At 71.8% G+C, this 24,137-nt stretch carries 18 protein-coding genes and 1 other RNA gene; 6 read left to right on the top strand and 13 right to left on the bottom strand.

The genetic code is table 11. The features are described from left to right. Positions 1-129: 129 nt before the first annotated feature. The 4 genes from IE267_RS30070 to IE267_RS30055 all read right to left on the bottom strand — a co-directional run bounded on the left by IE267_RS30070 (position 130) and on the right by IE267_RS30055 (position 5,417). The gene (locus tag IE267_RS30070; protein WP_167152959.1) at positions 130-1,287 is read right to left on the bottom strand and encodes an acyltransferase family protein; all 1,158 of its coding nucleotides are present in this window, start codon (positions 1,285-1,287) and stop codon (positions 130-132) included. After that, a complete protein-coding gene (locus IE267_RS30065) occupies positions 1,284-3,386 on the bottom strand; it encodes a bifunctional polysaccharide deacetylase/glycosyltransferase family 2 protein (RefSeq protein ID WP_189765470.1) in 2,103 nt (700 codons plus the stop codon). The genes IE267_RS30070 and IE267_RS30065 overlap by 4 nt, the downstream gene beginning before the upstream one ends. A 214-nt stretch (positions 3,387-3,600) precedes the next feature. Beyond that, positions 3,601-4,254, bottom strand: coding sequence for a hypothetical protein (locus tag IE267_RS30060; RefSeq protein WP_189765375.1), 654 nt, complete (start codon positions 4,252-4,254; stop codon positions 3,601-3,603). A 152-nt stretch (positions 4,255-4,406) separates the two neighbouring features. After that, the gene (locus IE267_RS30055) at positions 4,407-5,417 is read right to left on the bottom strand and encodes a LysR family transcriptional regulator (RefSeq protein ID WP_189765374.1); all 1,011 of its coding nucleotides are present in this window, start codon (positions 5,415-5,417) and stop codon (positions 4,407-4,409) included. A 101-nt stretch (positions 5,418-5,518) separates the two neighbouring features. Here IE267_RS30055 and IE267_RS30050 point away from each other — a divergent pair, with 101 nt between their 5' ends. Next, on the top strand, positions 5,519-6,745 hold the full coding sequence (locus tag IE267_RS30050; RefSeq protein WP_189765373.1) for an MFS transporter: 1,227 nt from the start codon (positions 5,519-5,521) through the stop codon (positions 6,743-6,745). 55 nt (positions 6,746-6,800) lie between these two features. Beyond that, positions 6,801-7,220 (top strand): hypothetical protein, encoded by a 420-nt coding sequence (locus IE267_RS30045; RefSeq protein WP_161245186.1) that lies wholly within the window; start codon positions 6,801-6,803, stop codon positions 7,218-7,220. A gap of 150 nt (positions 7,221-7,370) precedes the next feature. On the opposite strand, the gene ssrA is transcribed toward IE267_RS30045, so the two are convergent. The 5 genes from ssrA to ftsE form a co-directional block, all read right to left on the bottom strand. Continuing rightward, positions 7,371-7,740, bottom strand: a transfer-messenger RNA (tmRNA) gene (gene ssrA / locus IE267_RS30040). 100 nt (positions 7,741-7,840) lie between these two features. After that, complete coding sequence (smpB, locus tag IE267_RS30035) at positions 7,841-8,356, bottom strand: SsrA-binding protein SmpB (RefSeq protein WP_167152954.1); 516 nt, start codon at positions 8,354-8,356, stop codon at positions 7,841-7,843. A 34-nt stretch (positions 8,357-8,390) separates the two neighbouring features. Continuing rightward, on the bottom strand, positions 8,391-9,590 hold the full coding sequence (locus IE267_RS30030; protein WP_189765372.1) for a S41 family peptidase: 1,200 nt from the start codon (positions 9,588-9,590) through the stop codon (positions 8,391-8,393). Between the two features lie 102 nt (positions 9,591-9,692). Further along, on the bottom strand, positions 9,693-10,610 hold the full coding sequence (ftsX, locus tag IE267_RS30025) for a permease-like cell division protein FtsX (RefSeq protein WP_161245183.1): 918 nt from the start codon (positions 10,608-10,610) through the stop codon (positions 9,693-9,695). A gap of 46 nt (positions 10,611-10,656) precedes the next feature. Then, a complete protein-coding gene (gene ftsE, locus IE267_RS30020) occupies positions 10,657-11,346 on the bottom strand; it encodes a cell division ATP-binding protein FtsE (protein WP_100578628.1) in 690 nt (229 codons plus the stop codon). A 265-nt stretch (positions 11,347-11,611) separates the two neighbouring features. On the opposite strand from ftsE, the gene IE267_RS30015 reads away from it, so the two are divergent. After that, positions 11,612-11,803, top strand: a complete 192-nt coding sequence (locus IE267_RS30015; RefSeq protein ID WP_189765371.1) for a hypothetical protein — start codon at positions 11,612-11,614, stop codon at positions 11,801-11,803. A 115-nt stretch (positions 11,804-11,918) separates the two neighbouring features. Here the strand turns inward: IE267_RS30015 and IE267_RS30010 are convergent, their stop codons facing one another. From IE267_RS30010 to IE267_RS29995, 4 genes are all read right to left on the bottom strand, one after another. After that, positions 11,919-12,836, bottom strand: a complete 918-nt coding sequence (locus IE267_RS30010; protein ID WP_167152952.1) for a hypothetical protein — start codon at positions 12,834-12,836, stop codon at positions 11,919-11,921. 437 nt (positions 12,837-13,273) lie between these two features. After that, the gene (gene prfB / locus IE267_RS30005) at positions 13,274-14,380 is read right to left on the bottom strand and encodes a peptide chain release factor 2 (RefSeq protein WP_161255115.1); all 1,107 of its coding nucleotides are present in this window, start codon (positions 14,378-14,380) and stop codon (positions 13,274-13,276) included. Between the two features lie 79 nt (positions 14,381-14,459). Then, positions 14,460-15,704, bottom strand: a complete 1,245-nt coding sequence (locus tag IE267_RS30000) for a serine/threonine-protein kinase (RefSeq protein WP_189765370.1) — start codon at positions 15,702-15,704, stop codon at positions 14,460-14,462. Between the two features lie 152 nt (positions 15,705-15,856). Continuing rightward, positions 15,857-17,566 carry a serine/threonine-protein kinase gene (locus IE267_RS29995; protein WP_189765369.1) on the bottom strand — a complete coding sequence of 570 codons (1,710 nt, stop codon included), beginning with the start codon at positions 17,564-17,566 and terminating at the stop codon, positions 15,857-15,859. Between the two features lie 401 nt (positions 17,567-17,967). Between IE267_RS29995 and IE267_RS29990 the strand changes: the two genes are divergently transcribed. The 3 genes from IE267_RS29990 to IE267_RS29980 all read left to right on the top strand — a co-directional run bounded on the left by IE267_RS29990 (position 17,968) and on the right by IE267_RS29980 (position 24,136). Further along, positions 17,968-21,147, top strand: coding sequence for an FtsK/SpoIIIE domain-containing protein (locus tag IE267_RS29990; RefSeq protein ID WP_189765368.1), 3,180 nt, complete (start codon positions 17,968-17,970; stop codon positions 21,145-21,147). Between the two features lie 231 nt (positions 21,148-21,378). Continuing rightward, positions 21,379-22,776 carry an ABC transporter substrate-binding protein gene (locus IE267_RS29985; RefSeq protein WP_189765367.1) on the top strand — a complete coding sequence of 466 codons (1,398 nt, stop codon included), beginning with the start codon at positions 21,379-21,381 and terminating at the stop codon, positions 22,774-22,776. 7 nt (positions 22,777-22,783) lie between these two features. After that, positions 22,784-24,136: a carbohydrate ABC transporter permease gene (locus IE267_RS29980; protein WP_189765366.1), complete on the top strand. Its 1,353-nt coding sequence runs from the start codon at positions 22,784-22,786 to the stop codon at positions 24,134-24,136. Position 24,137 lies beyond the last annotated feature (1 nt).

Here is a 24,137-nt window from a genome sequence, read left to right as displayed (position 1 = left end):
CGGTCGCAGTGTGTCCTGACGGCGACCCTACGGAGGGCCGGGTTTCGACCGCGTGCCCGCGGGTGACCGGGGTGCAACCTTGTCTTCACTCGGTGCGGGCGGCGGCGGTGAGACCGCCGCCCCGAGGTGTCAGGCGGGCCAGAGCCGTGGGCGGCGCTTGGCCGCCACGTCCTCGACCCAGCCGAAGCACAGCACGCACAGGCCGATGAGGGCCCAGGTCACCAGGAGCACCGGCCACGAGCTGTTGAGGAACTCGCCCGCGCCCGCCAGCGCGTCGATGCTCCACAGGTCGTCCCAGACCGTGGCGGCCACCAGGATGCACAGGTTGTGCCACAGGTAGATCGTCACGGCCCGCGAGTTGAGCAGGGTGATCAGACGGTCCCAGCGGCGCAGCGGGGCGGGCCAGGTGGCCCAGGAGGGGCTGATGTGCAGCAGCAGGAAGACCGCGCCGAGCGACCACAGGGTCTGGGCGAGCGGGATCGAGTCGAGCTCGGTGTCGCCGAACAGGGAGTACCCGCCGCGCACCGCCCACCAGAAGCCGACGGCCATGCCGATGGGCGCGAGCGAGGGCACCAGGTAGTTCGGCAACTTCCGCAGTACGCCCGCCTGGTGGGCCATGCCGAGAATCCAGCAGGCGCCGAAGGTGGCGAAGTCGGTGAGCGCGGAGTCGACGCGCTCGGGCAGCCCGAGGTCCACGAACTCCAGGAGCGCCGACAGGGCGACCGGCGCGAAGACCGTCGGCCACGGCAGGCGCCGGAGCAGCGCCTTGAAGAGCGGCGAGAGCAGCACGAACCACAGGTAGGCGCGCAGGTACCAGAGCGGTTCGGCGAGGTTCGCGCCCCAGTTGTCGCCGAGCACGTGGTGGATGCCGGGCAGGTCGGCCGCGTACGGCGGGTCGCTGAGCGGGACCACCCAGAACAGCAGGTGGCCCCACCACCAGGCCGGGTGCCCGTCGGAATCGGGGCCCCAGCCCTGGGCGAGCATGCCGGTGACGCCGACCGCGCCGAGCAGCCACATCGGCGGAAGCAGCCGGCGCAGACGGCCGCGGACGACCTGGACGGCGGGCCGCTTCAGGGAGCGGGCCATCAGGTTTCCGGCGAGCGCGAACATCACGCCCATGGAGGGGAAGGCGATCGGCAGCCAGGCCCAGCCCATCAGGTGGTAGAGCACCACCCGGAACAGCGCGAGGCCGCGCAGGAAGTCGAAGTAGCGGTCGCGCGCGGGCGGCCGCGGCGCCGGGGCGGGCGGCGTGGCCGCCGCCTCCGGCACCTCCACGTACGCGGTCATGCGACGGCCTTCCGTTCGGCCGGGTTGCCCGGGGCCTCGACGACGCCGGTGCGGCGCAGCTTCTGCCAGCGGAGCCGGCCGCCGGTGACCGCGGTGATCCAGGACTGGAGCAGCACGACGTACATCAACTGCCGGTACAGGACCTGCTGGAGCGGGAGGGACAGCAGATGGGTGAGCCTCTCCTTGTCGAGCCGGAACGCGTAGGCCGCGCACACCCCTTGGATCGCGAGGACGACGAGCCAGGCCACGATGGTCTGCTCGGTCTTGCCGAAGACGATCCCGTACAGCAGGAAGATGTCGATGAGCGGGGCGAGCAGCGGGGCCAGCACCATGAACAGGGCGACGAGCGGCAGGCCCACGCGGCCGAAGCGGCCCGAGGCGCCGCGGTCCTTGATGGCGCCGCGGTGCTTCCAGATCGCCTGCATGGTGCCGTACGACCAGCGGTAGCGCTGCGACCAGAGCTGCTGGACGGACTCGGGGGCCTCGGTCCAGGCGCGGGCGTTCTCGGCGTAGACCACGCGCCAGCCGTCGCGGTGGATGGCCATGGTGATGTCGGTGTCCTCGGCGAGGGTGTCCTCGCTCATGCCGCCGACCCGTTCCAGGGCCTGGCGGCGGAAGGCGCCGACCGCGCCGGGGATGGTGGGCATGATGCCCATCAGGTCGTACATGCGGCGGTCGAGGTTGAAGCCCATCACGTACTCGATGTGCTGCCAGGCGCCAATGAGCGAGTCCCGGTTGCCGACCTTGGCGTTGCCCGCGACCGCGCCGACGCGCGAGCTGCCGAAGGGCTGGACCAGTTCGCGGACCGTGCCGGGCTCGAAGACGGTGTCGCCGTCCATCATCACGACGATCTCGTAACGGGCGTGCGCGATGCCGTTGTTGAGGGCGGCGGGCTTGCCCGCGTTCTCCTGGCGCACCACGCGCACGTTGGGGTATCCGAGCGCCTCGACGATGTCGGCGGTGCCGTCGCTCGAACCGTCGTCGATGACGATCACTTCGATCGGATGATCGCTCGCCATGAGCGAACGAACGGTGTTGGCGATGCATTCGCGCTCGTTGTACGCGGGCACGAGTACCGAGACCGGTTCGGTGACCGGCGGCCCCCACGCGAAGTCCTTGCGGCGCACCTTGCGGGCGTGCACGAAGGACAGGACCAGCATCAGGCCGAAGCGGGTGAAGACGAGCACCCCGATGACGGCGAGGCCGACGACCAGGAAGTCGGTGGTGTGCTCGGCGACCTGGACGGCTCCGACGAACGCCTCGCCCTTCCACAGGTCCATGCCGCTGACCGGGGTGAGCGCGCTGGGTGCGCCGAGGGCGGTGGTGAGGTTGACGAACGTGTAGCCCGACTCCTGCATGTCCGGCAGGAACTTGTCGAGCGCCGCCACGGTCTGCGAGCGGTCGCCGCCGAAGTCGTGCATCAGGACGATGGCGCCCTTGTCGTCCTCCGGCGTGGCGTTGTGGATGATCTTCTTGACGCCGGGCCGCTGCCAGTCCTCGCTGTCCGTGGAGTCGAGCGCGACGACGTAGCCCTTGCTGCCGACGTACTGGACGACCGGCCAGGTGTCGTTGTCCATGGCGTCGGCGAACGAGGAGTACGGCGGCCGGAACAGCGAGCTGTGCACACCCGCGGCACCCGCGAGCGCGAGCTGGTTCTCGGAGAGCTCCCGGTCGATCCGCGACTTCGACTGGTACGACAGATCGGGGTGGTTGAAGGTGTGCAGACCCACCTCGTGCCCCTCGGCCACCATGCGCTTGATGAGGTCGGGGTAGCGCGAGGCGTTGGTGCCGGTGACGAAGAAGACGGCGTGCGCGTGGTACTTCTTCAGCTCGTCCAGGACCTTCGGCGTCCAGGTGGGGTCCGGGCCGTCGTCGAAGCTGAGGACGATCTTGTGGTCCGGTATCCGGAGGCTGTCCGGCTTGCCGGGGGTGCGCGCGTCGATGACCGGGCCGCCGTCGATGATCTTCTCGGGCACCCTGTCGGTGGGCGCGGGGTCGCGGACGCGGTGGTCCGCGGAGATCTCGCTGTGCACATAGCCCCGCAGCATCAGCATCGCGACCAGCGCGACGAGCAGGAGGAGCGGCAGCAGATAGCGCATGGGCAGCCGCTTGCGCCGCGTCGGCCGCGGCGTGGCCTGGGTGGTTCTCATGGCAGGTGTCGTTACGCCTTCGGGGCGGTACGCCGAGGTGGCCGTACGGGGTTGGTGCTCAGGGTGCTCGGACCGCCGTCCGGACCACTGCGGGCGGGCCGGGGACGGGGTTGCACGGGGCCGCTGCTCCCGGGCCGCTGCGGGCGGCCGGGGAGGACGGAGCTCAGGCGCCGGTCTTGCCGGCGGTGGGGGTGATCGCGCCGTTGGCGGCCGGCTTGTGCGACGTGCCGGGGTGCGGGGATGCCTTGGTGTTCACCGGGCTGTGGCCCGTGGCGGGGGTGGCGCTGTGGGAGGCCTTGGCGGGATCGGACGCCCTGGACGCCTTGGACGCCTTCGCCAAGGGAGCCCTGGAGGAGGCGTGCGTGGGGGCCACGATCTGCTTCGGGGAGGCCTTCGGCTGCGGGACCTGCGAGGCGGTCGCCCTGGGCGGCGCCGTGACGGCGTCGGCCTTGCTGCCGTCGGGGAGGTTCAGGCCGGGGGCCTGGGAGTTGCCGCCGAGCAGGGAGCCGACCAGGGCCACGGCGAAGCCGGTGGCGGCGAGCCCGCAGAGCCAGCCGAGCCCGCGCAGCTTCTTGCCGCGGCGCCCGCTGGCGTCGACGAACACGGGCCGGTCGTGGCCCTGCTGGGCGGGGATGCCCGGCAGCGGGTTGAAGATCGGGATCTCCACGGTCGCGGACCTCTCGACCGGCTCCTTCTCCTTGATCAACTCCTGCGCGAAGACGCCGAGTTGCATCGTCGCGTCGGGCGAGGGCCGGCGATCCGCCGACTGGCCGGAACGGGGTTGTCCGCCCGGTCCGTTGGGTATCCGACTGTCCATGTTCGTACGCACTCCCTGAATGTGTTTCGCGGGTTGCGCGCACGACTCCCGGGCGCCACATCCGGAACGAGGAGACCCCACTCGTTCCGCGCGCCCCCATATCCCGCCGCACCCGGGCGATGAATGTAGCGCACGAGCCTGTGGACATGTGTTCACGTATCGCGTGATGTTCGCCTTAGCCCGTCCACTTGCGGGGCATCGGGTGCCATCAGGGACATGTCGGGCGTCGGAAGCCAGCTCCCGGGGGGCTTTTCCAGCCATCCGTGCGTCGCTGCGGCTTCGCGCGCGACCCTGCGCAGGACGTGCACACCGGGGTGTGCGAGCCCTCTGCGCCACACCAGGGACACCGGCGCCAGCGGTACGGGTCCGGTCAGCGGGCGCACCACCATGCCGGGCACGTCCATGAACTCGGTGCTGGCGAGCACCGACCAGCCCTGTTTGCGCACCACCCGGACGAACTCCTCCTCGCCCGCGATCTCCGGAAACGGCTCGGCGGCCCGGATGCCGCGCCCGGCGAAGAGCCGCTCGGCCAGGTCGGTCCACTCGGCGGTGGCCGGATTGCCCGCCGCCGCGTACAGCGTCTCGCCGGCCAGCGCGTCGAGGGGCACCTCGGCCAGGCCCGCGAGCCGGTGCCCCGCGTCGAGCAGCACCGCCATCCGCTCGAAGCGCACCGGCTGGTGGTCGAGCCCGGCCAGCACCGCGGGGTCGAGCCCGGCCACCCGGCCGAAGCTGACGTCGAGGCGCCCGGCGAGGATCTCGGCGGCGGCCCCGGTGAGCCCGCTGATGAACCGGGCCACGAACTCGACGCCGGGCGCCTGCTCACGAGCCCCGGCAAGCACCCGTGCACCGGTGCCGACGGGTGCCGAGATGTCGACGAGCAGGGGCCGCTCGGCACCCTGGTCCTCCCACGCGGCACGCAGCTCGTCGTGCGCGGCGAGCACCCTGCGGGCGTACGGCAGCAGCCGCGCACCGTCGGCGGTGAGCGCCACGGCCCGGGTGGTTCGTACGAAGAGTTCGGTGCCCAACTCCCTTTCCAGGCGCCGGATGTCGCGGCTCAGCGCCTGCTGGGCGACGAAGAGCCGGGCGGCCGCGCGGGTGAAGTGCAGCTCCTCGGCGACGGCCGCGAAGGAGCGCAGCAGGCGCGGGTCGGTGTCGTGGGGCACACCCGGCAGTCAACAGCAGCACCGCCACCCACAACAAGAGTGCGTGAATGGGCACTGATCAGGTGTTGGACCCCGCACAGGGCCCCCGAAAGGATCGGGGCATGCCGCAGACGACCCCGCTCGCCCGTCGCCGGGACGGGTACATACGCCTGTTCCGCACCCCCGGCGCCCTCGCCTTCACTCTGGGCAATCTCGTCGCCCGGCTACCCATGGGCATGTTCGGCGTCAGCGCCGTGTTCATGATCGCGGGCAGCCGGGGTTCCTACGCCCTCGCGGGCGCGGTCACCGCCACCGGGCTCGCCGCCACCGCGCTGGTCGCACCCTGGACGGCCCGGCTCGTCGACCGCTGCGGTCAGGCCCGAATCGCCGTACCCGCTACGGCGGTTGCCGCCTCCGGCTCGCTCGCACTGCTCCTGTGCGTACGCCTCGACGCCCCCGACTGGACCCTGTTCGCCGCCTACGCCGCGACCGCCACCACCCCCAACACCGGCGGCATGTCCCGGGCCCGCTGGGCCCATCTGCACCGGGACGACCCGGCGGCGCTGCACACCGCCAACTCCTTCGAGCAGGCCGTCGACGAGCTCTGCTTCATGCTCGGGCCGGTCGTCGCGGTGGCCCTCTGCTCGACTCTGTTTCCCGAGGCGGGCACGCTGGTCGGCGCGGTCCTGCTGATGACCGGGATCGTGCTGTTCGCCGCCCAGCGCACGACCGAGCCGCCGGTCACGCCCCGCACCGAAGGCGCCAAGTCCCCCGTGCGGACAAGGGGGTTCGCCCCGCTGCTCGCCGTCTTCCTCGCCACCGGCGCGGTCTTCGGCTCGCTGGAGGTGGTGACCATCGCGTACGCCGACGGGCTCGGCCACCGCTCGGCGGCCGGCGGGGTGCTCGCCCTCCAGGCCGCCGGGTCCTGCGCGGCCGGGCTCCTGTACGGGGCCGCGCGGCCGGCCGCCGAGGTGTCCCGGCGGCTGACGGGCTGTGTCGCGGCGATGGCCGCGCTGATGTGCCTGCCGCTGCTCGCGGCACGGGCCACCGGCTCGCTCGCCGTGCTCGCCGCGGCGCTGCTCTGCGCGGGCGCCGCGACCGCGCCCACCATGGTCACCGGCATGACGCTGGTCCAGCGACGCACCCCCGAGGGGCAGTTGAACGAGGGCATGACGCTCGCGGTCACCGCGATACTCGGCGGCATCGCGGCCGGATCGGCCGTCGGCGGCCAGGTCGTCGAGCAAGCGGGGGCGGAGATGGGCTACTTGGTCCCGGTCTGCTCGGCGGCCCTCGCCCTGCTGGTCAGCGCCGTCGGCCACGGGCGGTACGCTGCACCGCCCCGCCGGTAGGCGGGACGTCCCCCTCCGCTTGAGTATGACCGCGCGTCAGGAAAGGCCGATCCCCATGGCCATGAAGAAGTCGACGATCCAGCAGCAGGTCGCCGAGGCGATCGCCCAGGCCAACCCGCAGGACCGCCCGATTGTCACGATCCAGGCGATAGCGGGCCCCAGCGTCTGGCTGATGAGCATGTTCGGCCTCATAGGCCAGGCGTTCCTGACGTACTACTTCATCACGGTGACCCAGCAGGCCGTGCTGCTCCACCGGGCCAGCCGGATGAGCAACCGGCCGCAGGAGCTCGTCGTCGCGATCCCGCCGAACGAGGCCATGCGGATGATCAGCGACGTCCGCCGCAACACCCTGTGGAGTTCGTTCCGCTGCCAGCTGCCGGGACAGCCGAAGCCGACGCGGATGAACGTGCACCGCATCTGGCGCAACGAGATGGACCAGCTCCTCGGCATGCTGACCGGTCAGCCGGCCGCCTGATCCGGCCCCGCACGGCGTCCCTGGGCAGCGGGACCCGGGCAGTGGTTTCCGGACCCCGGTCCCGGACACGACGAAGGCCCGACCGCTCGAAAGCGGCCGGGCCTTTGTCTACATGGGGCGAGGAGAATCCGGAAACCCGGCGCTCCTCGATCGTGGAGATGGCGGGAATCGAACCCGCGTCCAACGGTGCAAAAACAGGGCTTCTCCGTGTGCAGTTCGCTGCGATTTTCTCGGCCCCGGCAATCACGCGAACAAGTCGCCGACGGGCCCAGCCACTGTTTGATTTCCTCCTGAACCCCGTGACCGAGTCCAGAAGTTTAGTTCCCTAGCTGATGCCAGGATCCGGGTCGGGAACAGCCCCGGGCTGACACTTCGCAAGTCGCTACTTAGGCAGCGAGGGCGAAGGAATCGCGCTTGGTGTTGGCGATTATTGTTTGCGACATATGGTTTACGAGATCATTGCCGCTTCCTCGACACGCTTCCCCTGCTTCGACATCCGCTGTCGAAACCGATCATCCCCATGTTGTTTTTTCAAGGTGGTGCCGCACCTTCGCGAGGTGCAGTCCCATCGTACGTGACCAACGCCCGAGGGTGCCAGCCTATTCCGCGCGGGCCGTACTTCAGGACTTCAGGCTGGCCCGCTCCTTGCGCTTGACGGCGGAGATCGCGCGGTCCGTCTCGCGGCGGTCCTGCTTCTCGCGCAGCGTCTGACGCTTGTCGTACTCCTTCTTGCCCTTGGCCAGCGCGATCTCGATCTTGGCCCGGCCGTCCTTGAAGTACAGCGCGAGGGGCACGATCGTGTGGCCCGACTCCCCGGACTTCGCCTCCAGCTTGTCGATCTCGACCCGGTGCAGCAGCAGCTTCCGCTTGCGCCGCGCGCTGTGGTTGGTCCAGGTGCCCTGCGCGTACTCCGGCACGTGCACGTTGTGCAGCCAGGCCTCGCCGCCGTCGATCTGGACGAACCCGTCGACCAGGGAGGCGCGGCCCTGGCGCAGCGACTTCACCTCGGTACCGGTGAGCACGAGACCGCACTCGTAGGTGTCGATGATGAGGTAGTCGTGCCGTGCCTTCTTGTTCTGCGCGACCAGCTTGCGCTTGCTGTCCTTCTCTTTGTCCTTGCCCGTGTTCTTAGCCATAGTGCGGCCATTTTCGCACCCCGGCGCAACAGGTTTAAGACGTGCCGCCCAGACCGCTCAGAACCGTCTCGGCGTGTTCGAGGGGCCGGTCCGTGACCGGAAGGTCCGGGGTGATGCCCTTGCCGTCGAGGCCGTGGCCCGAGGGCGTGCGGTAGTGGCCCACGGTCAGCTCCGCGACCGAGCCTCCCGCGAGGCCGGTGGGCATCTGCACCGAGCCCTTGCCGAAGGTGCGCGAGCCGACCGTGACCGCGCGGCCGCGGTCCTGGAGCGCGCCGGTGAGCAGCTCGGCCGCGCTCATGGTGCCGCCGTCGATCACCACGACCAGGGGCCGCGCGGCATCCCCGCCGCCGCTCGCGTACAGCGCCCGCTGGGCGCCGTGCACGTCGTAGGTGGCGACCAGGCCTCCGGGCAGGAACGCGGAGGCGGCCGTGACGGCCTCGCCGACCAGGCCTCCGCTGTTGCCCCGCAGGTCGAGCACGATCCCGGCGCCCTTCGGGGCCCGGCGCACCGCCGTGCGCACCTGCTCGCCGGTCCCCTTGGTGAAGGCGGCCACCTTGATCATCACGACCTGGGCGGAGAGGTTCCGTACGGAGACGTCCTCGGTGTCGAGGACCGCCCGGTCCACGGTCTGCGTCCAGCTGCGCGAGCCGCGGCCGAGGCCGATGGCCACCTTGCTCCCGGCCGAGTCCCCGCGCAGCCGGGCGACCACGTCGGTGACGGGCTGCCCGTCCGCGGCCCAGCCGTCGATGCTGCGCAGATGGTCACCCGGCTCGATGCCGGCCCGGTCGGCGGGGCCCCCGGTCTGGACCCGGGTCACCTGGGTGCGGCCGTCGGCGGCGCGGGCGACCCACAGGCCGACACCGGTGTAGCGGCCGTCGAGGGCGTCCGCGTACTGCTCGTACTCCGCCTTGTCGTACACCGCGCCCCAGCGGTCCCCGCTGCGGCCCACGGCCTCCTCGGCGGCCCGGCTCGCGGACTTCCCGTCGGCCTCGGCCTCGGCGGCCGCGCGCCGCACGTCCTGGACGGTGCGGTCGCCCCCGCGGGTGGTGTGCCCCTCGCGCGGATCGAGGGACGCGGCCGCGGCGGGCCCGGCCGCGAGCGGGACGGGGTGCTGCTCGGCGCGCGGCAGGCAGTTGGTGGCGGCCGCGGTCAGCAGGACGCTCGTGAACACCAATGTCAGAGCCGCCCCGCGGCGCACACCGCGGGGCCTGGGACAGAGGTCCGGACCCGACATGGCGCCGAGTCTAGGACAGACTCCGGGCGCCGTAGGGGCTGTTGCTCCTACGGCGCCCGGGGCGTATGTCACACGCGGGGTACGGACCTCGGGGTGCCGGGGTCAGACCTTGAGGTACTTGCGCAGCGCGAAGAAGGCGGCGAGCGCGGGCATCAGGACGCTGGCCGCGAGCACCAGCGGCAGCTTGGCGAGCACCGCGTCCCAGCCGATGAAGTTGATCAGGTTGAGCTTGTGCGCCAGGTCGAGCCCGTGGTCGATCATGAAGTAGCGGCCGACGACCAGGAAGCCCGCGGCGGCCACACCGCCCATGAGGCCGGCGAAGGCGGCCTCCATGATGAACGGCGCCTGGATGTAGAAGCTCGACGCACCGACCAGGCGCATGATCCCCGTCTCGCGCCGCCTGCTGAAGGCCGAGACGCGCACGGTGTTGACGATCAGCATCAGCGCGACGACCAGCATCACGAGCATGACCAGCATCGCCGCCACGTTCATGCCGTTGAGCAGCCCGAAGAGGTTCTCCAGGATGCCCTTCTGGTCCTGTACGGACTGGACGCCGTCCCGGCCCGCGAAGGCGGTGGCGACCACGTTGAACTTCTCCGGGTCCTTGAGCTTGACCCGGAAGGACTCCTGCATCTGGTCCGGCGTGATGGAGCCCGCCATCGGCGAGTCGCCGAACTGCTCCTTGTAGTGCTTGAACGCCTCGTCGGCCGACTCGTACGACACCGTCTGGACGACGTCCAGCTTCTTGAGGTCGCCCTCGATGTCCTTCTTCTGCTGGGCCGTCACGGCACCCTTGGAGCACTTGGCGACGCTCTCCGCGTCCGCCTTGTTGCAGAGGAAGATCGAGACGTTGACCTTGTCGTACCAGTAGCCCTTCATGTTGTTGACCTGGTCCCGCATCAGCAGCGAACCACCGAACAGGGCCAGGGAGAGGGCCACGGAGACGACTACGGCGATCGTCATGGTCAGGTTGCGACGGAGACCGACCCCGATCTCCGAGAGAACGAACTGGGCGCGCATGGCGACTATTTCAGCCTTTCAGTGCTCGACGAGTGCGCGGCGGCGCTCAGTGCTGGTAGCCGTAGACGCCGCGCGCCTGGTCTCGTACGAGACGGCCGGACTCCAGCTCGATGACGCGCTTGCGCATCTGGTCGACGATGTTCTGGTCGTGGGTCGCCATGATTACGGTGGTGCCGGTCCGGTTGATCCGGTCGAGCAGCTTCATGATGCCGACGGAGGTCTGCGGGTCGAGGTTGCCGGTCGGCTCGTCCGCGATGAGCAGCATGGGCCGGTTGACGAACGCGCGGGCGATGGCGACGCGTTGCTGCTCACCGCCGGAGAGCTCACCGGGCCTGCGGTCCTCCTTGCCGCCGAGCCCGACGAGGTCGAGCACCTGCGGTACCGCCTTGCGGATCTCGCCGGGGGGCTTCCCGATGACCTCCTGGGCGAACGCCACGTTCTCCGCAACGGTCTTGTTGGGGAGCAGCCTGAAGTCCTGGAAGACGGTGCCCAGTTGGCGCCGCATGTGCGGCACCTTCCAGTTGGAGAGCCGGGCGAGGTCCTTGCCCAGAACGTGCACCTGCCCATGGCTGGCGCGCTCTTCACGCAGGACGAGCCTCAGAAAGGTCGACTTCCCGGAACCGGACGAGCCGACGAGGAAGACGAACTCACCCTTCTCGATCTCGAGCGAGACTTCCCGCAGGGCTGGTCGGTTCTGCTTGGGATAGGTCTTGGAGACATTGTCGAATCGGATCACGGGTGCACCACGGGTCGGCCGGGAGTATAGGTGTGCGTGACCTTACGCGAACGGGAGGAGCCCGCGCAGGCCCCGTCCGGGGATGCCCCTTATGTCCCTTGGGTTGCGGGGACGGGATGGGGAGGAATCAGGCGGGGCGCGCCGAAACGCGCGCGAGCTGGCACAGTGGTAGGGGGAACGGTTGCGTTTCCCTGAGCGTTGAGCGGAGAGATGGCGGTTTGACAGCTGTATGCGCCGGCTCCGCCGCGCGGGAGGAGGAGAGCGCATGACCTATGACCGATTGGTGTGCGCCAACTGCGCGGCGCCCGTGAGCGAGGGCCGCTGCCGCGTCTGCCGGGCGAACCGGGAGCGTCTCCAGCAGGAGAGCCAATGGGGCAGCCTGAGCCCCGCTGCCCTTGTCACACTCTTGATCGTGCTGGTGGGAGCCCTGGCCCTGCTGGCTCACCAGACCGTCTGAGAACGCCGGGAAACGGCCTTCGCGCCGCACCGGGAAGCGGTCTCCGCGCGGCATGCGAGAGGGCCCCGGGTGCGTGATCGCACCCGGGGCCCTCCTGTGTGTCCGCCGTCGCCGATTACGCGACGTTGCGGCCGCTGCCGACCAGGCGCGGCATGAGGCGGAAGCCGACGCCACCCGCGATCATGGTCGCGGCGCCGATGAGCAGGAAGGTCGTCCCGCCCGCACCGGTGGCGGCCAGCTCGTCCTTCTGCTGCCCCTGCTCGACCGGCTGCGACCCGACGGTGTCGGGGTTCGTGCCGGTGTTGCCGGTGGTGCCCGTGGAACCGGTGGTCCCGGTCGAGCCCGTGGTCCCGGTGGTCCCCGTGGAACCGGTGCTGCCGGTGGAACCCGTCGAGCCGGTGGAGCCCGTGCTGCCGGTGGACCCCGTCGAGCCCGTGGTGCCCGAGGAGGTGCTCGAACCCGTGGTGCCGGACGACGTCGTCGAGCCGGTGGTGCCGGACGACGTGGTCGAACCGGTCGTACCCGAGGAGGTCGTCGAGCCGGTGGTGCCGGACGACGTGGTCGAGCCGGTGGTGCCCTCGGAGGTCGTCGAGCCGGTCGTTCCGGACGACGTGGTCGAGCCGGTGGTGCCCTCGGAGGTCGTCGAACCCGTCGTGCCCTCAGAGGTCGTGGAGCCGGTGGTGCCCTCGGAGGTCGTCGAACCCGTCGTGCCCTCAGAGGTCGTGGAGCCGGTGGTGCCCTCGGAGGTGGTCGAACCCGTCGTGCCCTCGGAGGTGGTCGAACCGGTGGTGCCCTCGGACGTGGTGGAACCGGTCGTGCCGTCCGTGGTCGAACCCGTCGACTGACCGCCCGTGGTCGGGAGGCAGAGCGGGTTGGTCGGGCTGCACGGATCGTCGAGGACGCTCGCCGTCTTGCTCTCGTTGGAGTCGGCACCGACGGCCTGGGCCGCCCCCGCAGCGGTCAGGGACGCGCCGGCGGCAATCACCGCACCGGCTGCTATCCGCGCGAAGCGGACCCGAGTGTTCTTGGTCATCTGCCTGCTACCCCCAGTAGCTCATGAGTCGTGGAGCAGCGCCCGGGGCGGCAACGCGGGAGACCCATGAGGCCCCTCCCCTGTCACACACGCCCCAGAATTACGCATGCCGCGCGTTAGCTTTGCCAGTTTTAAAGATGGCGTCAAGGTCGTTGCGTACGCAATGCCCGATTTCAGCTCACTTGCCGGGCGTACGGGAATACGACTGTGACAGAAGACCCGAACGGGCGCTCCCCGGAGGGAAGTTCCGTTGTCGACAAAGCTCCGAGTCGCTCAATTTCCGCTTGCGGCGGCGAATTCGGCCGTGCGATGCACCGGCGCCCCGCTCGCGCCACCGAATCGCCGCCGAAAGCACACCCGGTGCACACAACGAACGACGCCGACCCCCAGGAAAGGGGGCCGGCGTCGTCGGGTGTTCAAGTCGCCCTAGGTGGGGGCTACTTCTCCTGCTGCTTGCGCCAGCGGATACCGGCTTCCAGGAAGCCGTCGATCTCGCCGTCGAGGACCGCCTGCGGGTTGCCGACCTCGAACTCGGTACGCAGGTCCTTGACCATCTGGTACGGGTGCAGGACGTACGAACGCATCTGGTTTCCCCAGGAGTTGCCGCCGTCGCCCTTGAGCGAGTCCATCAGCGCCTGCTCCTCCTGGCGGCGGCGCTCAAGGAGCTTGGCCTGCAGGACGTTCATGGCGCTCGCCTTGTTCTGGATCTGCGAGCGCTCGTTCTGGCAGGACACCACGATGCCGGTGGGGATGTGCGTGATGCGGACCGCGGAGTCCGTGGTGTTGACGCCCTGGCCGCCCGGGCCCGACGCGCGGTACACGTCGATGCGCAGCTCGGACTCGTCGATCTCGACGTGGTCCGACTGCTCGACGACGGGCAGCACCTCGACGCCCGCGAAGGACGTCTGGCGGCGGCCCTGGTTGTCGAAGGGCGAGATGCGGACCAAGCGGTGCGTGCCCTGCTCCACGGAGAGCGTGCCGTAGGCGTAGGGGGCGTTCACCACGAAGGTGGTCGACTTGATGCCGGCCTCTTCCGCGTACGAGGTCTCGTACACCTCGGTCTTGTAGCCGTGCCGCTCCGCCCAGCGCAGGTACATGCGCTGGAGGCGCTCGGCGAAGTCGGAGGCGTCGACGCCACCGGCCTCGGCGCGGATGTTGACCAGCGCCTCACGGGAGTCGTACTCGCCGGACAGGAGGGTGCGGACCTCCATCTCGTCCAGCGCCTTGCGGACGGACTCCAGCTCGGCCTCGGCCTCGGTGCGGGTGTCCGGGTCGTCCATCTCCTCGGCGAGCTCGAAGAGCACCGCGAGGTCGTCGATCCGGCTGCGCAGGGCCTCGGTCTTGCGCAGCTCCGCCTGGAGGTGCGAAAGCTTGCTGGTGATCTTCTGCGCCGCCTCCGGGTCGTCCCACAGGGACGGGGCGGCCGCCTGCTCCTCGAGCACGGCGATGTCCGCCCGCATCGTGTCGAGGTCCAGGACGGCCTCGATCGACCCCATGGTCGAGGAGAGGGACTTCAGCTCTTCGGATACATCGACGACTGCCACGGGTCCAGCGTAACGGCTGCGCGCTCCGGCGTTCCCCGGGCCGCCCGATCACGGGCCCTCCGGGCTGTCGCGGGGCCGCCTACGGGACGACGGGCGCCGAGTTCTTGGTGTCCTGCGGCGGCGGCTGCTTGCCGGAGTCGTCGCTCAGGGCCAGCCAGCCGCCGACGCCGACCGCCGCGGCGAGCGCGACCGCCGAGGCCGTCAGGACCAGGCGGCGCTTGCGCACCTGGTCGGCGCGGTGGCGGGCCGAGCCGGGCCGGGGCGCCCCCGCCGGGCGGGGCGCGCGGGCGGTGCCCAGCGGACCGCCGGCCAGCTCGTCGGGCCCGGGCACCCGCATGCTGGTGTGGGTGTCGCGGTTCGCGGAGTCGTGTCCCGCCCCGGGCACCAGCGGGACCGCGCCGCGGCGGGGGGTGGTGGGGGCGGTCGGGTACGGGTCCTCGTACGCCTCCTCGCCCTCGGCGCCGTCCGCGTCCGGCTCGTCCACGTCGAGCGGGGGCATGCCGGCCACCAGCGGGAGCAGTTCGCGCAGCCGGACCGAGAGCTCGGAGGCGCGCAGGCGCGAGGCCGGGGCCTTGGCCAGGCACTGGACGATCAGCTGCCACAGCTCGTCGGGGATGCCCGGCAGCGGCACCACGGTCTCGGTCACATGGCGGCGCAGGACGGCGCCGGGGTGGCCGCCGCCGAACGGCGTGAAGCCCGCGAGCAGTTCGTACAGGACGGTCGCGAGCGCGTAGATGTCGACGGCGGCGCGCGGCGGGAGGCCCTCGACGATCTCGGGCGCCAGATAGTCCGGGGTGCCGATGATCCGGGTCGCCTTGGTGCGGCGCGGGGTGTCGATGAGCTTGGCGACGCCGAAGTCGGTGAGCAGCGCGGGGTGGGCGCCGCCGGGGCCGAGCGGGCCCTGCATGTCCAGGAGAATGTTCTCGGGCTTGACGTCCCGGTGCACCACGCCGGCCGCGTGGGCGGCTGCGAGCCCGTCGGCGACATCGGCCGCGATGGCCACGGCCGCCTCGGGGGCGAGCCTGCGCTCGCGGTCCAGCCGGGTGCGGACGTCGGTGCCCCGGATCAGGTCCATGACGAGGGCGAGGTCGTTGCCGTCGACGACCAGGTCGCGCACGCCCACCACGTTGGGGTGGTCGAGGCCGAGCAGGGCGGTGCGCTCCTGGACGAAGCGGCCGACCAGCTCCTGGTCCGCGGCCAGGTCCTCGCGCAGCAGCTTGATGGCGACGGGGCCCTCGGGCCCTTCGCCGAGCCACACCGTGCCGGCGCTGCCGCGGCCCAGGATCTGGTGGGCGGTGTACCGGCTGCCGATATTCCGTGCCAAGACTGCTCCCTCAGCGGCTGGCTGTGCACGCTGAGGCTACGCGGCCGGGACGCCAACCTTCACTTCTGGCGTCGAAATCACCCTCTGGAAGTCGACAAATCCACGAAGTCGCGTCCCGGGCCGCCGGGCCGGAGCCCTTTACCGGCGGCCTTTTACTGCTTCGCGGAGTCGCCGATGCTCTTTATCCAGCCGGATACCGTCGAAATCCCGTCACCGATCGCCTGCCAGTAGCTCTTGCCCTGGGCGACCCAGTCCTGGAGCGGCGTCAGCTCCCAGATCAGCCAGCCCGCCACGAAGAGCAGGACGAACGTGAACAGGCAGCCCTTCAGGCAGCCGAGACCCGGAATCCGCATCCGGTTGGGGCTGCGCCTGCGCGGCTCGCGGGGCTCCCGGGGCTCGCGCGCGGGAGCCTGCGGCTGCTGCGGCGGCGCGTACTGCTGGGGTTGGTGCTGGGGTTGGTGCTGGGGTTGCTGCTGCTGATAGGGCTGCTGCCGCTGCGGGGCGTACTGCCCGCCCTGCGGGGGACGCTGCTGTCCCTGCGGCGGGCCCTGCCGGCCGTAGCCCTGCGGAGGCTGCTGGCCCTGCTGCCCGTAGCCCTGCCGGCCTTGCTGCCCGTAGCCCTGCTGGCCTTGCTGGCCATAGCCCTGCGGAGGCCCCGGCTGGCGGTGCGGGCGGCGGCGCAGCGGGTCCTGCTCGGGGGGCAGGTAGCCGACCTGGGTCTGCTCGTTGCGGTCGCGGGCCGCCCGCAGCTGGGACTGCCAGGGGTGCGGCTCCTGCGGCTGCGGCGGGCCCTGCGGGACCGGCGGCAGGACGGCCGTGGGGTCGGCGTTGGCGCCCTGGCCGGTCCCCGGCAGCACCGAGGTGCGCGCGGCCGGGTCGTACGAGCCCGCGTTGCTCGGCAGCACCTGGGTCGGGTCGGCCGCGCCCGGCGCGTCCGGGACCGGAGCGGGTGCCGGGTCGGGCGCGAGCAGGGCGCCCACCCCGTCGGCCGCCTCGACCTGGGCCGGGGTGGAGTGCACCCCGATGCCGGAGGCGACGACGCGCAGCCCGCGCGCCAGGTTCTCGGCGCTGGGGCGGCGCTCGGGGTCCTTGCTGAGGCAGCGCTCGATGACCGTCCACAGCGGGGCCGGGACGGTGGTGGGCCGGCGCGGCTCCTCGCTGAGGTGGCGGTGCAGCACCTCGAGCGCGGTGCCGCCGGCGAACGGGGGGCGTCCCGTGACCAGCTCGTACAGCAGGATTCCGGCGCCGTAGATGTCGACCGCGGAGGTCTGCGGACGGCCTTCGGCGGACTCCGGCGCGACATAGGCGGGCGTGCCCACGAACTCGTGCGTCCGGGTCAGGCCCGGGGAGTCGGCGAGGCGGGCGATGCCGAAGTCGGTCAGCATCGGGTGCATCGCGCCGTCACGCTCGTCCAGGAGGACGTTGGCGGGCTTCAGGTCGCGGTGCACCACGCCGTCGGCGTGGCTCGCGGCGAGGGCGTCGGCGATCTGCGCGGTCAGCAAGGAGGCGGCGACCGGGGTGAGCGGGCCGTTCTCGCGGATGTAGCGGTGCAGGTCCGGGCCGTCGACCAGGTCCATCACCAGGGCGAGGAGATCGCCCTCGACGACCAGGTCGCGGGTGCGCACGATGTTGTCGTGGCGCAGCCGCAGAAGCACGGAGCGTTCGCGCAGGAAGCGCATCACCACGTCCGCGTCGTTGGCGAGCTCCTCCTTGAGGACCTTGATCGCCACGGTCTCGCCCGGCTGACCCGCCACGGATGCCTCGGAGCCGGCGGTCTCTCGCTGGCGGGCTCGCCAGACGGTGCCCGTGGCGCCGCGTCCGAGCGGCTCCTCGAGCAGGTACTTGCTGCCTACCGGCCGCACGTCATGCGCTCCCTGCTGCTCGCGTCCATTGCTGTGTGGGTTTCCGGCCCACTCTAGTGCCGCTCCCGGCACCGCCGACGGGTCGTGGCGTCGGCGCCACCAGGTTGTTCACCGTCTTCTCATCGTTCTCGTAAGGACGCGGTCTTCGCACGGAAGGTTGCCGAACGGCCGTGCCCCCTGTCCGCGTGAAATGCCCCACTCGGTCGCAACCAGCCACTTTTCCGTCCACTTTTGCGTGCCCGGCCGACCAATCAAGATCAATTCGAGGTGGGCGACGGGCGTGTTGTCAGTGGCAGGTGCGAGGATGCCCTCAGCACGAATTGTGTGCCGGGTGGGGGGAATCACAGGGCTGGTCCGGTCCCCCTTCTCGGCACCCCCGCGCAGAAGGGACCGCCGAGGCGATGCAGATCCGGCTGACCGTCCTCGCGCCGCGCAGCGGCCATGCTGTGGCGCGCGCCTGCGACGTGCTCGTGACCGCCCCGGCGGGGACGGCACTCGCGGCCGTCGCCTCCGGCCTCGCGTCGGCCGCCTCCGGCGCGGAGGTCTCGGGCGCCTCCGTGGTGCTGTACGCGGGCCGCGAGCGGCTCGACGCCCAGCGCCGCATCCTCGGCGAGCCACCGCTGGTGGACGGAGCGGTGCTCTCCCTCGGCTCCCCCGCGCAGGACGAGCCGGCCCACGACGGCCCGGCCCCGGCCCGGCTGCACGTGGTGGCGGGACCGGACGCGGGCGGGGTGCACCTGCTGCACGGCGGCCGCATCGGCATCGGCCGCTCCACCGAGTCCGACGTCCCCCTGGACGACCCCGATGTCTCGCGCCAGCACTGCGAGGTGACGGTCGGGACCGACGGCCGGGTCGCCGTGTCCGATCTGAACTCGACGAACGGCACCCGTCTCGACGGCCGCGAGATCGGCGCCAAGCCGGTCCGCTTCGCCCCCGGCGCGCTGCTCAGGATCGGCGAGTCCGCCCTGCGCCTGGCCACCGGCGGCCCCGCGACGGAGCCCTCCCTCACGACGGTGCCGGACGGCGAGGGCCACCTCCGGATCGCACCGGACACGGCGCCCGCATCCACGCCGGGCGCCCAACAGGCCTCCCCTGCCGGGCAGTTGAGCGTCCCGTCCGGCGATCCCGGCCACACCTTCGGCACCACCCCGCCCGCCGCTTCCCCTTCATCCCCCTCCTCCCCCACTTCCCCCACTTCCTCCGGTACGCCCGGCACCTCCACACCGCCCTTCGGTACGTCCACGGCTCCCGGCGCACACCGGGAGCCGTACGGGGGCTTCGACGCCCTCGGGGCGCCTGCCGGGTACGGCCACGACGATCCGGACGGCCGGCGCGAGCAGGCTCCGCCGAGCAGACGGCAGGGCACCCCGACCCGCGGCATGCGGCTGCCCGAAGGGCTTGTGGGGCCCGACGAGGTGCAGCACACCCGGGCCGATCCGGCAGACGGCGGCCGTCGGCGCGGCGGGATAGGGGCGTGGGCGAGGCGCCTGGCCGGGGGGCGCGACGAGGCAGAGCCCGAGCAGCCGCGCACCGAGCAGCCGCGCCTCCCGGCCGAGCCCGCCCCCGAGAGCTGGCCCGATCCGGCCACCCTCCTGCTGACCGCGCTCGGCCCCGGTCCCCGGCTGTGGGAGCGCGAGCCGGGCCATCCGGAGGCCCTCGCGGTCCGGGTCGGCACCGCGGACCGGGGCGTGCTGGCGGCCGTGCCGGTCACGGTGGGGCTGCGCGAGGTGGGCTCGCTCGGTCTCGCGGGCCCCCGCGAGCGGCTCTCGGGCCTCGCCCGCTCGGCCATCGCCCAGCTCGCGGCGCTGCACGCGCCGGCCACCCTGGAAATCGTCCTCCTCAGCACGGACCGCGCGCGCGGCCTGCAGGCACGCACCGCCGAGTGGGACTGGCTCGGCTGGCTCCCCCAGGTCCGCCCCGCACACGGCCAGGACTGCCGGCTGCTCCTCGCCTACGACCGCGACCAGGCGACGGCCCGCACCGCCGAGCTCACCCGACGGCTCGACTCGGGCCCGCTCGGCCCGGGCTGGGCCTCGGCGGACCGGGCCGCGGTGGCCGAGGCCGCCGCCCGCTACGAGGGCCCGTTCACGGTGGTCGTCGTGGACGGCGACCCGGGTTCGGCCCCGCTGCGCGAGACCACCGCCCGGCTCGCGGCGGCGGGCGCGGCGGCCGGCATCCATCTGCTCTGCCTCGCCGAGACTCCGGCCGCATCGGCCTCGTCCCCGGTCGCCGCGACGTACGAGACGGCGTGCGCGGCCTCGCTCGCGTTCCGCGAGTGCGGAGCGGTCGCGCTGCTCAGCGGCGATGTGGCCACCGCGCTGCGGCTGCTGCGCATCGCCGGCGGCCGGCCCGCCGGGCACGGCACGGTGGCCGCGGTCGACGCGGTGTCGCGTCCCTGGGCCGAGCGGTTCGCGCGTGCGCTCGCTCCGCTGCGCACCGGCGACGGCACCTCCGCCAGCGCCGGGCGGCTCGCCTCCTCGCTGCCCCGCTCGTCGCGCCTCCTGGACGAGTTGGGCCTGGCACGGGCCACCCCCGCGTCCCTGATGGCCCGTTGGGAGTCGGCCCCCGACGGCGCGGTGGTGCTCGGCACCGGACCGCACGGCCCGGTCGGCGTGGACCTCGTCTCCGACGGCCCCCACCTCATCGTCGAGGGCCCGCCCGGCAGCGGGCGTACCGAGTTGCTGCGGGCCGCCGCGGCGTCGCTCGCCGCGGGCGCGCGGCCCGACCGGCTCGGCCTGATCCTGGTCGACGGCGCGGGTGGCGAGCGCGGCGAGGGCCTGCGCCCCTGTACCGAACTTCCGCACGTCTCCACGCACTTGATCGCCTCCGACCCGGTCCGGATGCGCGCGTTCGCCCAGGCACTCGGGGCCGAGCTCAAGCGCCGGGCCGAGCTGCTCGGCGGCCTCGGCTTCACCGAGTGGCAGGACCGGCGCGAGGTCGCGGGCCGGCTCGTCGGCCAGCGCCAGGCGCCCGCCGCCGAGAGCCGGGGCGATCTGGATCCCCCGGGCAGCAGCACCCTGCGGCTGCGCCCGGTCTCGCGCAGCCGCACCGAGGAGGGGCCCTCGCTCCCCCGCCTGGTCGTCCTCGTCGACGACCTGGACGCGCTGGTCGCCCCCGCGCTCGGCAGCCCCGGCAGGCCCGCGGCGGGCTCCGTCGTCCGGGCCCTCGAAGCGGTGGCCCGCGAGGGCGAGCGGCTCGGGGTGCACCTGGTGGCGGCCTCGGCCCGGCCCGAGCGCACGGCCGACACCGAGCTCGCGCGCGGCGCCCGGCACCGGGTCGTGCTCGACCCGCCGCCCGCGGCGCCCGCGCCGGACGAGCCCTCGCCGGGCCGGGGCCGGCTGCATCAGGCGGACGGGGCGTCGGTGCCGTTCCAGGGCGGCCGGGTCACCGGCCGCATACCCCGGACGGCGACCCAACGGCCCACCGTGGTGGTCCTGGAGTGGGAGCGGATGGGCGACCCGCCCGCCCGCCGCCCCGTCCGCGAGCTCGGCAACGGGCCCACCGACCTGGCCCTGCTCGCCAGCGCCCTGGACCGTGCGGCGTCCTTGGTCAACGCGCCTTCGGTGCCGCCGCTGTCGTGAGGCCGGGGCGCCGCCCCGTGCGCCCCGGTGATCAACTCATCTGCAATGGGCGGCAGTTGGGACATCCCGCATGACCCAACGTCACAAGCCCATCACGATCAACTGATTGACGGCGAAGACGGTATTGCGGCGCCCCCGCACCCGGCGTAGGACTGTCGCACGGGACGAGAGCTGCGGCGCCTGCGTTCCGGGCGCGGCGGTTCGTACGCGCACGGGAGAGACGGGGCACGCATGCGCAGCACTCGTACAGGCCGCACCACCAGCGCCACCAGCACGACGGGTCGCACCCTCCTATCCGCTCTGGCCATCGGCGGTCTCGCGCTCGGCGCGTCCGCGTGCGGTGGCAGCGACGGCGGGAAGAGCACACCGTCGGCCAGCGCCTCCACCTCGGCCCAGTCCGGCGGCGGGGTCCAACTCCCCAAGCTGAACGGGGAGAAGATCGAGGTGGCCGCCGTGTGGACGGGGGCCGAGCAGGCGAACTTCGTGAAGGTGCTCAAGGAGTTCGAGTCACGGACCGGCGCCACCGTCACGTTCGTGCCCGCCCAGGACCCGATCGTCAACTTCCTCGGCACCAAGATCGCCGGCGGCAGCCCGCCCGATGTGGCGATGCTCCCCCAGGTCGGCGCGATCCAGCAGGCCGTGGCGAAGAAGTGGGCCAAGCCCGCGGGCCCCGAGGCCAAGGCGCAGCTCGCCGCGAACTACTCCAAGGTGTGGCAGGACCTCGGTGCCGTCGACGGCACCCAGTACGGGGTGTACTTCAAGGCCGCCAACAAGTCCCTGGTCTGGTACAACACCAAGGTCTTCCAGAACGCCGGCGTCACCCCGCCCGCGACCTGGAAGGACTTCCTCAGCACCGCCGACACCATCTCCGCATCGGGTGTGACCCCGGTGTCCGTCGGCGGGGCGGACGGCTGGACGCTCACCGACTGGTTCGAGAACGTCTATCTCTCGCAGGCCGGACCCGACAAGTACGACCAGTTGGCCAAGCACGCGATCAAGTGGACCGACCCGTCCGTCAAGGACGCGCTCACCACGCTCGCCCAGCTCTTCGGCAAGCCGAACCTCATCGCGGGCGGCGCCGACGGCGCGCTCCAGACGGAGTTCCCCGCCTCGGTGACGCAGACCTTCACCGGCGGCGACCAGCCCAAGGCGGGCATGGTCTTCGAGGGCGACTTCGCGGCGGTCAACATCGCGGAGACCTCCGCCAAGGTCGGCACCGACGCCAAGGCGTTCCCCTTCCCCGCCGTCGGCGACAAGGCCCCGGTGGTCACGGGTGGCGACGCGGCGGTGGCCCTGAAGGACACCAAGGGCGCCCAGGCGCTGCTGACCTGGCTGGCCTCCACCGATGCCGCGAAGATCGCGGCGTCGTCCGGCGGCTTCATCTCGCCGAACAAGGCGCTCGACGCCGCCGCGTACCCCAACGATGTGCAGCGCGGCATCGCCAAGGCGCTGATCGCGGCCGGTGACAACGTCCGCTTCGACATGTCGGACCAGGCCCCGCAGTCCTTCGGCGGCACCCCGGGCAAGGGCGAGTGGAAGGACCTCCAGGACTTCCTCAAGAACCCGTCCGACATCGCGGGCACCCAGTCCAAGCTGGAGGCCGACGCGGCCGCGGCGTTCAAGAACTGATCCGGCGATGACGACCGCCACGGCGGGAGGCGCCCCGCCTCCCGCCACCTCGCCCGCGCCCAGGCCCGCCAAGAGCGTCACCGGTACCCGCAAGTGGATCGCGGCCGTGTTCCTGCTGCCCGCGCTCGTCCTGCTCGGTGCGCTCGTCGTCTATCCGATCGGATTCTCGATCTACCGGTCGTTCTTCGACCAGTCCGGTCATTCGTTCGCCGGGATCGACAACTACAAGACGCTGTTCAGCGACCACACCATCCGGACCGCGGTGAAGAACAACGCGATCTGGGTCGTGTGCGCCCCGACGATCGCCACCGCCCTCGGCCTGATCTTCGCCGTGCTGACCGAACGGGTGCGCTGGGGAACGGCGTTCAAGCTCATCGTGTTCATGCCGATGGCCATCTCCATGCTCGCCGCGGGCATCATCTTCCGCCTGGTGTACGAGCAGGACCCGGCGCGCGGGGTCGCCAACGCGGTGGTGGTGGGTGTGCACGACACGTTCACCACGTCGGCCGGCTACCCCAAGGCGCACCCGCTGCCGACCGCGCCCCTGAAGGACGCGGGCGGCGGGGCGTTCATCACCCGGACCGCGGTGCACGCGGGGCAGCCCGCGCTGCTCCCCCTCGTCGGCGTGGCCGGCGACACGATGCCCACCTCGGCCGGCACCGCGAAGGCCGCCCCGAGCGAGCCTGGCAAGGTGACCGGCACGGTCTGGCTCGACTTCACCAAGGGCGGCGGCGGGCGGCCGAACGTCATCGACCCCAAGGAGCTCGGCCTCAAGGGAATCAAGGTCGAGGCGGTGAAGGACGGCAGGGCCGTGGCTTCGGCGACCGCCGCGGCCGACGGCACGTTCGCCCTGCCGGCGAGTGCCGACGGGGCCCAACTCCGGCTCCCCGAAAGCAACTTCCACCAGCCGTACAACGGCGTCGAATGGCTCGGCCCGACGCTCGTCACCCCGGCCATCATCGGCTCGTACATCTGGATGTGGGCGGGCTTCGCGATGGTGCTCATCGCGGCGGGCCTCGCGGGGCTGCCCCGCGAACTCCTGGAAGCGGCACGGGTGGACGGGGCCAACGAGTGGCAGGTCTTCCGTCGGGTGACCGTCCCGCTGCTCGCGCCGGTCCTCGCGGTCGTCCTGGTCACACTGATGATCAACGTCCTGAAGATCTTCGACCTGGTCTTCATCATCGCGCCCGGCTCCAGCCAGGCCGACGCGAACGTCCTGGCCCTCCAGCTCTACCGCTCTTCCTTCGGCACCGAGGCGGACCTGGGCGTCGGCAGCGCGATCGCGGTCCTGCTGCTCCTGCTCGTGATCCCGGTGATGCTCTTCAACATCCGCCGCATCCGGAAGGAAGGGCGACGATGAC

Source organism: Streptomyces xanthochromogenes (genome assembly GCF_014650455.1).
Lineage (GTDB): Bacteria > Actinomycetota > Actinomycetes > Streptomycetales > Streptomycetaceae > Streptomyces > Streptomyces xanthochromogenes.
This window is presented reverse-complemented; position numbering and strand designations above follow the sequence as displayed.